This is a genomic window from Microcoleus sp. Pol12B3, assembly GCF_036701355.1.
Classification (GTDB): Bacteria; Cyanobacteriota; Cyanobacteriia; order Cyanobacteriales; family Microcoleaceae; genus Microcoleus.
The window spans coordinates 1-11,671 of record NZ_JAUBQS010000033.1; the positions used below are offsets into that span (position 1 = coordinate 1).

At 45.1% G+C, this 11,671-nt stretch carries 10 protein-coding genes and 2 pseudogenes; 5 read left to right on the forward strand and 7 right to left on the reverse strand.

Features of this window, described 5'->3' with window-relative positions:
* Positions 1 to 248: 248 nt before the first annotated feature.
* A pseudogene (locus QUA53_RS17490) lies at positions 249 to 1,404 on the reverse strand (IS4 family transposase).
* Between the two features lie 596 nt (positions 1,405 to 2,000).
* On the opposite strand from QUA53_RS17490, the gene QUA53_RS17495 reads away from it, so the two are divergent.
* The 3 genes from QUA53_RS17495 to QUA53_RS17505 all read left to right on the forward strand — a co-directional run bounded on the left by QUA53_RS17495 (position 2,001) and on the right by QUA53_RS17505 (position 3,185).
* The gene (locus QUA53_RS17495) at positions 2,001 to 2,210 is read left to right on the forward strand and encodes a DUF2997 domain-containing protein (protein ID WP_015176940.1); all 210 of its coding nucleotides are present in this window, start codon (positions 2,001 to 2,003) and stop codon (positions 2,208 to 2,210) included.
* A 40-nt stretch (positions 2,211 to 2,250) separates the two neighbouring features.
* Positions 2,251 to 2,637, forward strand: coding sequence for a DUF1257 domain-containing protein (locus tag QUA53_RS17500; RefSeq protein ID WP_242716193.1), 387 nt, complete (start codon positions 2,251 to 2,253; stop codon positions 2,635 to 2,637).
* A 77-nt stretch (positions 2,638 to 2,714) separates the two neighbouring features.
* Entirely contained in the window at positions 2,715 to 3,185 is a 471-nt protein-coding gene (locus tag QUA53_RS17505; RefSeq protein WP_333098850.1) for a ferredoxin, read from the forward strand.
* A 94-nt stretch (positions 3,186 to 3,279) separates the two neighbouring features.
* Here the strand turns inward: QUA53_RS17505 and QUA53_RS17510 are convergent, their stop codons facing one another.
* The 5 genes and pseudogenes from QUA53_RS17510 to purL form a co-directional block, all read right to left on the reverse strand.
* A complete protein-coding gene (locus QUA53_RS17510; RefSeq protein WP_190662287.1) occupies positions 3,280 to 3,561 on the reverse strand; it encodes a YiaA/YiaB family inner membrane protein in 282 nt (93 codons plus the stop codon).
* Between the two features lie 324 nt (positions 3,562 to 3,885).
* Positions 3,886 to 4,164 (reverse strand): annotated as a pseudogene (locus QUA53_RS29255) (transposase); the annotation flags it as partial.
* 50 nt (positions 4,165 to 4,214) lie between these two features.
* Complete coding sequence (locus QUA53_RS29260) at positions 4,215 to 4,670, reverse strand: hypothetical protein (protein ID WP_445304962.1); 456 nt, start codon at positions 4,668 to 4,670, stop codon at positions 4,215 to 4,217.
* Positions 4,671 to 4,856: 186 nt separating this feature from the next.
* Positions 4,857 to 5,237 carry a hypothetical protein gene (locus QUA53_RS29265; RefSeq protein WP_445304961.1) on the reverse strand — a complete coding sequence of 127 codons (381 nt, stop codon included), beginning with the start codon at positions 5,235 to 5,237 and terminating at the stop codon, positions 4,857 to 4,859.
* Between the two features lie 594 nt (positions 5,238 to 5,831).
* Positions 5,832 to 8,393: a phosphoribosylformylglycinamidine synthase subunit PurL gene (gene purL, locus QUA53_RS17520; RefSeq protein WP_333098848.1), complete on the reverse strand. Its 2,562-nt coding sequence runs from the start codon at positions 8,391 to 8,393 to the stop codon at positions 5,832 to 5,834.
* Positions 8,394 to 8,543: 150 nt separating this feature from the next.
* Here purL and QUA53_RS17525 point away from each other — a divergent pair, with 150 nt between their 5' ends.
* Positions 8,544 to 9,149, forward strand: a complete 606-nt coding sequence (locus QUA53_RS17525) for a pentapeptide repeat-containing protein (RefSeq protein WP_333098846.1) — start codon at positions 8,544 to 8,546, stop codon at positions 9,147 to 9,149.
* Positions 9,150 to 9,158: 9 nt separating this feature from the next.
* On the opposite strand, the gene QUA53_RS17530 is transcribed toward QUA53_RS17525, so the two are convergent.
* Positions 9,159 to 9,785 carry a Uma2 family endonuclease gene (locus tag QUA53_RS17530; protein ID WP_333098844.1) on the reverse strand — a complete coding sequence of 209 codons (627 nt, stop codon included), beginning with the start codon at positions 9,783 to 9,785 and terminating at the stop codon, positions 9,159 to 9,161.
* A 113-nt stretch (positions 9,786 to 9,898) separates the two neighbouring features.
* Here QUA53_RS17530 and QUA53_RS17535 point away from each other — a divergent pair, with 113 nt between their 5' ends.
* Complete coding sequence (locus QUA53_RS17535; RefSeq protein WP_333098843.1) at positions 9,899 to 11,653, forward strand: DUF3352 domain-containing protein; 1,755 nt, start codon at positions 9,899 to 9,901, stop codon at positions 11,651 to 11,653.
* Positions 11,654 to 11,671: the final 18 nt, after the last annotated feature.

Consider the following 11,671-nt stretch of genomic DNA (forward strand, 5'->3'; position numbering starts at 1 on the left):
TCCTGGCACATCTTTAGATGAACTCATCTGTGCCTACTGCGCTCAATAGTGTCTCTTTTTTATTTGAAATGACTATAGCTTGCAGCCAATACTTCTCGGTTAAGGTCTAAGCGTTACTGAGAATAGAAAAATGAAGCTCCTGGCGCTGAGTCCCAATACCTAGATAAACAGGTTTTTTGGACAAAAACTTGGAGCGAGGCTTTTTAACAACGCGGGGATTATTTCGACGCTGACGTTTTGGGAGCTTTTCATCTAAAATCTCGTGGCTTAGCCATGGAAAAAAAAGGGAGTTGAGATGCCTCAATATCTTGAAAATTAGGAATTGCCCGCCTAATCACATTCAAAGTACCAGTAAAGCCAATCCGTAATGGTGAAATTCTCGCTGTTTCTGCCGCTTGAAACATTAAATAACGGATGCACTAATGTCCGAGTAGCCAGCCATAAATTTCTTGAACAACTTCGCGAGGCTTGAGAGAACGAATGAGAGTTTTGCGAGATAAAAGATGAATTTTAAGTTCATCAATGGTACTTTATATTTCCCATCTTTGGTGGTATTTTGCTGCTAACAATAAATATGGCAAGACCGTTAAATACATTAAACTCGCAATCATACGATAAGTTTTGGGATCTGAACCCGAGTCCATTGTGTACTCAATGATTCTGATTTTAATCTTTATTGCACCTTGTTTACGAGATTTACCATGGGGATTTATCCAACTTAAATAAGAGCCATCTTCTCACACTTGTTCTACCTCAAACTTGACATGGGCAGGTAATCGACCTCAGTAGTGACAAGATTGTTTAATTGTCGCATTGACCATTTTATAAGAGTGCAATCCTCTATCCCACATCAGCAGCATTCCCTCCGTAACTGACCGGAGGAGTTTTTGAACGCGCACCCGCTCCTCAATACGATATGGACATATCAACCCATCAACAATTAGATGAGTTCCTGTTTCTACCAGTAGCACTAATCTGACTTTTGGAAAAGCTGCTTTAGTCCCAGGTCCTGTTCCTGGATACCCAAAAACTCTCGCATTACCTGGACTATCTGGGACATCTATCACTGTTCCATCTACTGCCATGACTCGTAATCCACCCAAAAAAGCCCCATTTCTTTGTGGTGAAGCCATTGGATGAACGATTAGCTCAAATAACTGAGTCATTACTCTACATCCAACTCGCACCCCGTGCTTCACTTATTGAGGAACTACTTGGTACTTGCCAATACTCTCCTAACTGAATCCACTTCATGCTTAAACCATGAACGAGATTTTTGAGAACTGTTCTCATTGACACCGATGACCACAAACTCATGGCAATCACCAAACCAATCGCCAACTCAGATGGTAGTTTTCTTTGGCGCTTTTGCTGGCTATGAGTCTGACCAATTGCTTGTTGAATCGCTTCGGATCGTATTGCTGTTTCTAGTGCCTTCAATACGGATGCTGCTTCGATAATTGGAGTGATTAAGATAAATTCTTTTAGTGGCATCGATTTTACCCTCACCGCTCCACAAATTAATACCAGTTTACTTGATTTGGCGCTTAACCGAGAAGTATTGAGAGGCATCTAAGTTTTACCGTCACTTTCGATAGAATTTTTTTGGGCTGTCCCGCCCGCCCGAAAAATAAAATTTAGATGCCCAACAGCTTATTATCCATAGGGCAAAGCACACGGCACCTTACCCTCGGCCTACTATCTCGCGATCTATCCTCTCTCCCCGACGATCGATCCCAAATAGCCGTTGCTAAAATTCACCACTCATGTATGACTTGACTGCTGTCACGATCTACGCGAAACTTTACATACAACTGATGTATTGCTTCTACATATTAATAAGTTCTGTTAAGTTGTGACTCAAAACCTATCAATTGGTCAAAATTGATATAGCGCTTTGTCAGTCAGCCAACTCTCAAGAAGCTACTTCAGGAGGCATCGTCCCTGGCTTGCTGGTGTCGGTGTCTGTTCTCAATATTCCTATTCAGTCAGCCCGAATTATGGAAACACTAGAGTTTGTGATCTATCCAGATGGTCGCGTACAGGAAACAGTCACCGGCATTGTCGGTGCTTCCTGTGCTGAGGTAACGGCTGCAATTGAAGCTCAGCTCGGCGTGGTGCTTCACCAAGAGTCAACATCTGAATATTTCACGCAAGCGCTGCATCAGTCAGCCGAAGCGACGGCCCAAGTGGCTTTTAGCGATTGGTAATTTTTGTTGTTGAGTTCACTTAAGTTTTTTTGGAACCACCATGTCACATTTTAGCCAAATTAAGACCCAGATCCGCAATTTGAATTCTTTGGAAGCTGCTTTAACTGACTTGGGTATCGACTGGAAGTCGGGCCCGACTGAGGTGCGTGGCTATCGCGGTCTCACCAGCACCGCTGAGGTCGTGATTGAGCAAAAAAACGGCTACGACGTAGGTTTTAGCTGGAACGGGACTGAGTATGAATTGGTGGCTGACTTGCAGTTTTGGCAGCAAGCTTGGTCTGTAGACCGTTTTCTGAATAAGGTGACTCAGCGCTACGCTTACCATACTGTGGTGAATGAAAGCGCTAAGCAGGGTTTCCAAATTTCTGAGCAAAAGCAAAATCAAGACGGTTCACTCCGCTTGGTGGTGCAACGCTGGTGCGCTTAATAATTTTTCGAGATTTTTGCAATCTTGTCTCATCAAAGTCCGCTTTCGCGGACTTATTTACTATTGTGGGGGTCTAAATGTCTGAGCTTTCTGGACTCGGAATAGATACAGCAAGCGATCGCTCTGGTTTAGAGCCGGAGTTGGGAGGTTTTTTGCGGGATGCGCCCGATCGCTCTGGTTTGGAACCGGAATTGGGCGGTGTGTTGCGCCAAAAAGGTGTCTATGTTGATGAGATTACCTGCATTGGCTGCAAGCACTGCGCTCACGTTGCTCGCAATACTTTTTATATTGAACCGGATTACGGTCGATCGCGCGTAGTGCGACAAGACGGGGATTCTGAAGATTTGATTGCTGAGGCGATCGACACTTGTCCGGTGAATTGCATTCACTGGGTTGATTACACCGAACTTAAGAATCTGGAAGAAGAACGCAAGAATCAGGTGATGCCAGTCGTTGGTTTTCCGGTGGATATGGCGATGGTTCAGGCCGGTGTTCGCCAGCGACAAAAGAATAAGTTGCGCGATCGTAAGTTCAAAGGTAGCCCTTGAAATCCCCAATTCCCATCCGCAGCTTGAAACCTGTGGCTCAAACAACAAAAACAGCCCGCGCGGGCTGTTTTTTGTATACATTGTATAGCCAACATTATTTGAGAGGATGGTGTTCAGCGAGAATTTTCTCAACTCTAGCTTCGTCGATTCTGGCAGTTAATGTTGTTGCCTCGTTGTTATCGCGAATGGTTTTTGCTAAAGTAAAAGACGAGCCGACTGAAAAAGTTAAACCCATACCCATAAAAGCTTTTTGCCAGGGATCTACCTGTAAATAAATGATACCTACAGTAGTTGCAGAAATGGCAAGAATAAAAGAAAGCCAGCACTGAAGTATCCAAGCATTAGTATCTTTTTGGCGTATGATTTGTTTCTGCATAGTGCCTCTAAGTCAAATATATCTTTTGGTTCATTAACTTAAAGAATAGATAGCGTGAGTGAAGCGGTCAGGAGAGGAAGGGACAGTTTCGATAAGTGAACAGTGCGATCGGGCTTTTTACTAAATATTTCAACGGTGTAGGTAGGGTTTGAGTCTCAAAGAAGACTCGCAGCGAGTGGACAGTTTAAAAACTCCACTAACGAAAGCTTGTTTTTTCTCAAAATAGCGTAAAGTGCGCTGAAGAGCACCATACTTCTTCCAATCGGCCCTATACAGCGCTTTCAACCGCCGAATCTTATCTACTTCGTTGGTGTAGCCCCAGTTTCAAGAGACTGTTGGCGAATTAAAAAAGGGTGAAACCAAACATCCCATAATCATGGAAACAAACGATGATGAGGCAGAAGGAAAAAGAGCGGAAAAACGACAGACAGGGGGCAAGCCAATCTGAATGTGGTGCCAAAATGCCCACATTCTTGACAGATTCATCGCAGCGGCAGTCACAATATGTTGCAGACGAGTTGTGGCAATACCCATATAACGAGCCTCACGCAAACCAAAAACACGAATTCCTTGAAATAGCGAACTTTCAACACCAGCCCGTAGGGCATAACGCTGCTTAAACTCCTGGGTATGTTGTCTAGCCCTACCTTTGGCTAGAGCTTCGCTTCCGCTTCATAAAGAGGTTGAGGTATGAGAGTCAGAACACGAGCCCTAGCCGGTGAATGAGTACATTGAGAGCGAACAGAGCAAGCCACGCAATCGGGCAGACGTTCACGGACTTGAATCACGGGATAGCCATAGTTATCCGAGCATTGATGCCAGGATTTGCTGATGTGGCATTGCCGACAAGTAGCATGGCGATGCTCCCAATCAACGGTAAAACAAGAAAGCTCAAAGCCCAGCTTGGCTTTTTCTTGCCAACTTGAGTTGGAGGGTACAGGGCCAAGGAGTTCAAGGCCTAATTGAGTCTCACTTGTGAGCAAGTGTTGAGCATCAACATAAGCTGTATCGACAATATGTTTTTGTGGTAACAGGTGTTTATCAACTAAAGCTTGATGAATCACCTGAGTCATTTCGACAACTCCAGTAGTTGCGGGTGTCGTTTCCATATTGGTAATTAAATGAGGCAAATCTCGATCGCAAGTTTCTGTAAGATTTACTGTATAACCTGTCCAATTAGTATCTCTTTTTGTCCGATTGCGAGCCTCGATATCGTAAGGCGAAGTAATTAACTGCTTGTGGGGCGGTAAATCATCGGCTTCTGGCCAATAAACTTTACCTTTGCACCACCCATATTACTGTATCCAGGCACAGCGTAAAATTTCTACCGCTTTGAGCTGGCGCAACCATTCAGGACTCAAGGGGTCATACAAAGCTGACAACAAGTGATGACCATCATCGCTAATAGTCAATGCCAATCTGTGTTTTTCAGTTTCAGATTTCGGCAAGCGATATTGCTCAAATCTCGTGCCATAACGCTCAGACCAATCCTGATTGACTAATGTTAATAACCATTCATCGGCAACAGTTGCTAACTGATTTAAGGCCTGACTTAAAGTTTCTCCAACGCATTCTAGGCGGTTCATTTTCCGAAGGGTTCCGATGACATGAGTCAAATCACTTCTGGCTTTCCCTCTAGCTTTGAACCCTCCTCTATCTTGAAAATGTGCTAGCATTTGAGCTGGTAATTGACTTTCAGGTCCTGCTGAAATTAACCGACTTATCCATTCACTTAAAACTTAATTATCAAAACCACTATCAGTAATTTCTAATCGAATAAGCATATTTCCAATCTCTACGGCTTCTGACAGTCGCTTATCGGTCAGTCAATCACTCTGCAAATTGGATAACACTGATGAATGCTAATTATCTAGGTGATAAAGCAATTTAACCGCAGTCAGCTCAAAACAAGGTAATAAAGTCAGCATCTAAATACAATACTCCTAATTCGTCGCGCATTTTCATATAGGTATTGCCTTTGAGAAAGGAGGTTCGTGCTACGGAGGCGGTCATTTCTGGAATCAAGGACCTGTCACGAGGGTGAAGAGTAATAATAAATAATTTAATATGGTGCGTGATTACACAATCATTCTGCCTATTCATGACGGCGATATCTGAGAGGTTTGATCCCTCAGATATTCGCCAACAGTCTCTTTCAATCGCTACTACACAAACAAAGTCCGCCTTCGCGGGCTCAAGAAATCTAACCCGCGAAGGCGGGGTTTCGTCTGTGTAGACGCGGTTTCAACCGCCCTGTGTATGAGGCGCAATCAAACAGATGCAATCCGACGCTCGATCGCATTATAGAATCGATCGCCAATCTCACTCATCCCAACCTCAATTAACGCTTGATTGTCAGCACTAAAAACCCGAAAAGCTGATTCAGCCCCGCCAACTAAACCAATTTTCTGCCACATTTTGGTCAAATGTTCTTGCAGGTAAGACTCCCAAATTTCTTGATTTTTCGGCGCGACTGAAACTACAATGCAGTTGCCCATTTCACCAAACAAAATTTCATCCCAGCGGCTGACACTTGCTGAATTAAAACTGAGATGAATTTCGGCACCCATTTTAGCAGAGATACAGGATTCCGCGAGGGCGATCGCAATTCCACCTTCCGCACAATCATGGGCAGAACCTACCCAACCTTGCCGAATTCCATCACGACAAACCGATTGCACTTTTCTTTCTAACTCAAAATCTATCCTTGGCGGTTTCCCAGCTACAATCCCGTGAATTGCAGCTAAATATTCCGAAGCTCCGAGAGTAGGAGAAGTTTGGATTTTTGAGCTTTCAGATGGAAGTTCTGAGTTTTGAGATGATTCACCAATTCCCAGCACATAAATTAAATCACCTTTCTTTAGCCAAGCTTGACCGCAAATCTTCTTCAAATCGGGAATTAACCCCACCATTCCGATTACCGGAGTTGGATAAATTGGTTGAGGATTCCCCTCCGCATCAACCGTTTCATTGTAAAGAGAAACATTGCCGCCAGTAACAGGCGTTCCCAACTCCCGACAAGCATCAGCAATCCCGCGACAAGCTGACGCTAACTGCCAATATCCGATCGCCTTTTCGGGACTGCCAAAATTCAAATTATCAGTAACTGCGAGAGGTTCAGCACCCACACAACTTAAATTTCTCGCTGCTTCCGCTACGACTGCTTTTGCACCTTCATAAGGATCGAGATAAACATAACGAGAATTGCAATCAACCGTTGCAGCAACTCCGGGAATCATTCCCAGGGGCGCTTGCTTCTTGCTAAGGGGGGGAGAAACTTTTGGAGTTTCCCTACCTTGTGCCTTTTTAAATAGAGGAATTACCTCTTCTTCCTGTTTGCTTTCAGAAGCTAGAGAAATAGCATTTTCTCTCTGTAAATCTCCCTTAGCAAGGGGGTGTACTTCTAGCCCGTTACCAAGGGAAGATTGGCAGGGTTCTAGCGGACGCAATCTGACAACCGCAGCATCAGCGCCTCCCGGTAAAACAACAGTATTGTTTTGCACTTGATGGTCGTATTGGCGATAAACCCAGCGTTTAGAAGCGATGGTGGGAGTATCTAAAAGCGTCAGCAAAATCTGATTCCAAGTTTGGAAATTACCGTTAATTTCGATACCTGTAACTGTGGATTGTGGCAGGGAATCCGCCGTCCATTCCCATGCTTTTTTAGCATATTCGGGCGGCTTTGTCAACAATTCTCGGTGATAAATTGGCGTGTTATCTGCCAAAGCAGTTGCAGTAATTTCGGCAGCGATTTCGCCTTTAAATAGAATTCGGACGATCGGCTCTTCGATGACTGTCCCTGCTACTACGGCGTGCAATCCCCATCTGTGGAAAATATCGATTAATTCCTGTTCGCGTCCTTTTTGGGCAACAAACAACATCCGTTCTTGGGATTCCGAAAGCAGGTATTCGTAAGGAACCATACCGCTTTCTCGAACGGGAACTTTGTCTAAATCGAATTCAATGCCGACGCCGCCTTTGGCTGCCATTTCTGATGTCGAACAGGTGATTCCGGCCGCACCCATATCTTGGGCGGCGACGACTGCACCGGTTTTGAATGCTTCTAAACAAGCTTCAATTAAGGATTTTTCTAAAAATGGATCTCCTACTTGGACGGCAGGGCGATCGTCCATTGATTTGTCGGTCAATTCTGCACTGGCAAAACTTGCTCCTCCCATGCCATCTCTGCCAGTAGTTGAACCGACGTACAGGACGGGATTTCCGATGCCCGATGCCCCAGATTTTACGATTTCTTGAGTTTCCATTAAACCCAAGGCCATCACGTTAACTAATGGGTTGCCGGAATAAGCAGGATCGAAGTAAACTTCACCGCCAACTGTGGGTACTCCGATGCAATTTCCATAATGAGAAATTCCCGATACTACGCCTTTGAACAATCTCTGAGTTTTAGGGTCGTCTAAGTTGCCGAAACGCAGGGAATTCAAAAGTGCGATCGGGCGAGCGCCCATTGTGAAGATATCGCGGAGAATCCCCCCGACACCGGTTGCTGCACCTTGGAAAGGTTCGACTGCTGACGGGTGGTTGTGGGATTCAATTTTGAAGGCGAGTTGCAAGCCATCTCCCAAGTCTACGACGCCGGCATTTTCTCCGGGTCCGACTAGAATACGATCGCCCTCTGTGGGAAACTGTTTTAATAGCGGCCGCGAATTTTTGTAACAGCAGTGTTCGCTCCACATGACGCCGAACATTCCCAATTCAGCTTTATTGGGATGGCGACCTAGACGCTGAACGATTTCTTCATATTCTTCAGGTGTGAGTCTTTCACCGGCAATTTGTTCGGGGGAAAATGGGGATTCGGAGATGGGAGACATGGAAACTCGTTATAAACCACAGGCTTTATTCTAAATGCCCTTTGGTTGGTTAATCTAAAATCTATAATCTAAAATCTAAAATCTATAACCCTAGGTCTTTGGGTTGGTTAATCTAAAATCTAAAATCTAAAATCTAAAATCTAAAATCGAATGACTCAACCTCGAAATTTCAATTTTGCTAACCAAAACTTGCGGAACCGTTCTTTTAAAGGGCTTGACTTGTCAGGGGCGAATTTCAGCGGTTGCGACATTCGAGGCTGCAATTTCACTGGGGCGATTTTGAGGGGGGCAAATTTTCAGGGTGTCAGAACCGGACAAAGCCGCAGGCGGGTGAGAAATTTGATTGCTAGGGCTGGGGTGACTGCGGTGACAGTGACGACGGCTGGGGCTTTGATTGGACTGATTGCCGGGGCGGATGCGGGGGCTGTGGCGGTGGCCGGAACCGCTGCTACGGCAATTGCTGCGACTCGGTGCGAGGCTGGGATTGTGGCGGGGGCTGTGGCTGGGGCTGCTGCTGCGATCGGCGCTAGCGGTATTGTGACATTTTTGGGCGGAGATACTATCAGGGGAATTGTCTTATTTTTGGTTTCGGGGGTAATTCTTGGGTTAACTGCGATCGGATTTTTTATCGCTGTTGAACAGATAGAAAAATTGTCGATAACGTCGTTTAGAAAAGCTGATTTAACTGATGCTGTATTCGATCCGGGGGCGGTTCTAGATGCAGATTTTTCCGATGCGCGAGGAGTGCCGTGGTAGACTCAACAATTACTGATTTTTTACCCATTCCCGGAATTCTCGCACTGCTGCGGTTGCGCCTGTAGTTTGACAGCGATCGATAAATTCGTCAACTTTTGCAGTCGGTAGCATGGGGAAAGCCAGAGAAAAATTGCACTCCGCATATTCGCCATTTTGCAATGGATAAAACTTGATGCTTCGTCCGTCGTAACGCCAAATTTCTGGTACGCCTAAATCTCCATATAAATCGAATTGATTTAAGGAACTGCTGGTAATATCAATTTCGAGTGCTAAATCAGGTGGCGGATCTTGAGCAAAGTCTAATTCTGTTCTCCCTCTGACCAGTGCTTCATTCTGGATATAATAACAGGAATCTGGTTCTTTTCCGGCTGCTTTTTTGCGTTTCTTAATAGTCATCGATCCAAAGGGGTTGTACTCTAGATTGAGTTCTTCTAGGAGAGTTACAATTAAGCGATCGATCAGCCGGTTGCGATTTTCATGTTCCGGTAGCGGCACCATAATTTCTAATTGACCTTGATGATAAGCAATTCTGGTGGAACGTTTGTTGCCCAGTTCCGCTAGCAGGCTTTCATATAATTGCCAACTGATCTTTTGCAGTAAAACTCGCTGTTCGGCGGGCGTTGATATTGTTAGCATTTTACTTGGATTTTAGAATTGGAGAATATTTTAGTTTATCTTTTTTTTGCGAGCAGCACAAAAAGTATCTGCCGACAGCTACGGTCATGCGCTACTCTAGTTAATAATAGACTGTGGTCATTAGTCCTTGTTGTATGAAGCTGCGATCGTTCTTTTCTTTCCTCATTGCGGGCGTCTTGGCACTCTTAGGCTTGAGTGCCGGTGGTTTTTACTGGCTGACAACTCAAACTCCCCTGAATTTGCTCGCCGGCGGGCCGACAACTACTCCGGCTGCGGCTGTGTTTGTCTCGAAACAAGCACCTTTGTTAGCATCAATGCTGGTAAATCCCGATCGCCTCGAAGCATTGCGACAAGTTTTTGCCACTCCTGAAGAAAGAAGTCAATCGCACGCAGAATTTGAGCAAATCAAAAAAAGTTTCCTCGCCAATACAGGCCTCGATTACAGTAGAGATATCCAACCTTGGATAGGTGACGAAATTACCCTCGCCGTCACAACGCCAGATTTCGATGGCGACAGCAGGAACGGCCAACAAGCTGGGTTTTTACTGGCCGTTTCCTCCCAAAAGGTCGATCGCAGTCAACAATTTCTCGACTCCTACTGGCGCAAACAATCTCGTGGCGATAAAACAGTGCAGTCGGAAATATATAAAGGCGTGAAAATTAATTATAAACAAGCACCAATAGCAAAGAAAAAATCTGCTTCGCTTTCGCCTTTTAACCCGTTTTCTCTGCCGAATTCAAAGTTGCCATCCAGCTTCGCAACAGCAGCCATCGGCAGCAATTTAAATTCTGGGAATAACCAAAGTTTTGTTTTATTCTCCAATAGCCCGATTGTGATTCGAGAGGCAATTAATAACGTTGAATCAGCTAACCTAAATCTCGATAATACCCCGGAATATCAAAAAGCTTTGCAGCAGCTAACTCAAGGCCGAATCGCTTTAGCATTTGTCCATCTCCCGCAATCAGCAACCGAGCAAAATCCCCAAGTTTCTCTTAATTCCCTCGCAGTTGCTGTCGGAGTCAACCGACGGGGATTGCTGGCTCAAACCGCTTTAGTGACATCGCGAGAAAACACAGCTTCTCCAACACTCTCCGAACCTGTGCAAGCCTTGCAATACATTCCCTCAGCCAGTCCTTTCGCGGTCGCCAGCACCGATTTAAGGAATTTTTGGACTGATTTGTCATCGGCGGTGTCCACTAATGCAGAAGTCTCAAAATTAATCGATCGCGCTCTGGCAGATATTCAGCAACTTTGGGGCGTCAACCTGCCGCAGGATATATTTGATTGGGTACAAGGAGAATACGCTTTAGCAGTGCTTCCGAATTCGTCAGACAATGCGGACTGGATTTTTGCCGCCGAAAAATCTGCTGATTCCCAAAAGGCGATCGACAAACTGGATGAAATTGCCCGCAGCAAAGAATACAGCATCGGCAGCTTCACTCTCAGAAACCAGAAAATTACCGCTTGGACGCAGTTGACAACGAGCCAGAATTATGGAAAAGAAAATAATAGAAAAAGTGCGATCGAAACCGAGGCAAAAGGAGTTCGAGCTACCGTCGGCAAATACGAAATTTTTACCACTTCAGTAGAAGCAATGGACGCAGCACTAGAAGCAGCCGAAACAGGCTCTTTAGTTGCCCATCAAGATTTTCAAACCAGCATTGAACCGCTACCGCCATCTAACGACGGCTATTTTTATTTAGACTGGCCCTCCAGCAGAGCAATTTGGGAAAAACAAATCCCGCTGTTGAGGTTAATTGAACTTTCGGCAAGACCCTTGTTCGACCACTTGCGATCGCTCACTGTCACCAGTACGGGAGAGATCGCAGGAATTCGCAAAGCTACAATATTTATGCGGCTGAATTAGTCAGAAGGAAGAAGGAAG

Excerpts from the sequence above, each read along its gene's own strand:
- QUA53_RS29265 (WP_445304961.1), bottom strand. The coding sequence starts at position 5,237 with ATGCTAGCACATTTTCAAGATAGAGGAGGGTTCAAAGCTAGAGGGAAA.
- QUA53_RS17500 (WP_242716193.1), top strand. The coding sequence starts at position 2,251 with ATGTCACATTTTAGCCAAATTAAGACCCAGATCCGCAATTTGAATTCT.
- QUA53_RS29260 (WP_445304962.1), bottom strand. The coding sequence starts at position 4,670 with ATGGAAACGACACCCGCAACTACTGGAGTTGTCGAAATGACTCAGGTG.
- purL (WP_333098848.1), bottom strand. The coding sequence starts at position 8,393 with ATGTCTCCCATCTCCGAATCCCCATTTTCCCCCGAACAAATTGCCGGT.
- QUA53_RS17530 (WP_333098844.1), bottom strand. The coding sequence starts at position 9,785 with ATGCTAACAATATCAACGCCCGCCGAACAGCGAGTTTTACTGCAAAAG.
- QUA53_RS17510 (WP_190662287.1), bottom strand. The coding sequence starts at position 3,561 with ATGCAGAAACAAATCATACGCCAAAAAGATACTAATGCTTGGATACTT.
- QUA53_RS17525 (WP_333098846.1), top strand. The coding sequence starts at position 8,544 with ATGACTCAACCTCGAAATTTCAATTTTGCTAACCAAAACTTGCGGAAC.
- QUA53_RS17495 (WP_015176940.1), top strand. The coding sequence starts at position 2,001 with ATGGAAACACTAGAGTTTGTGATCTATCCAGATGGTCGCGTACAGGAA.
- QUA53_RS17505 (WP_333098850.1), top strand. The coding sequence starts at position 2,715 with ATGTCTGAGCTTTCTGGACTCGGAATAGATACAGCAAGCGATCGCTCT.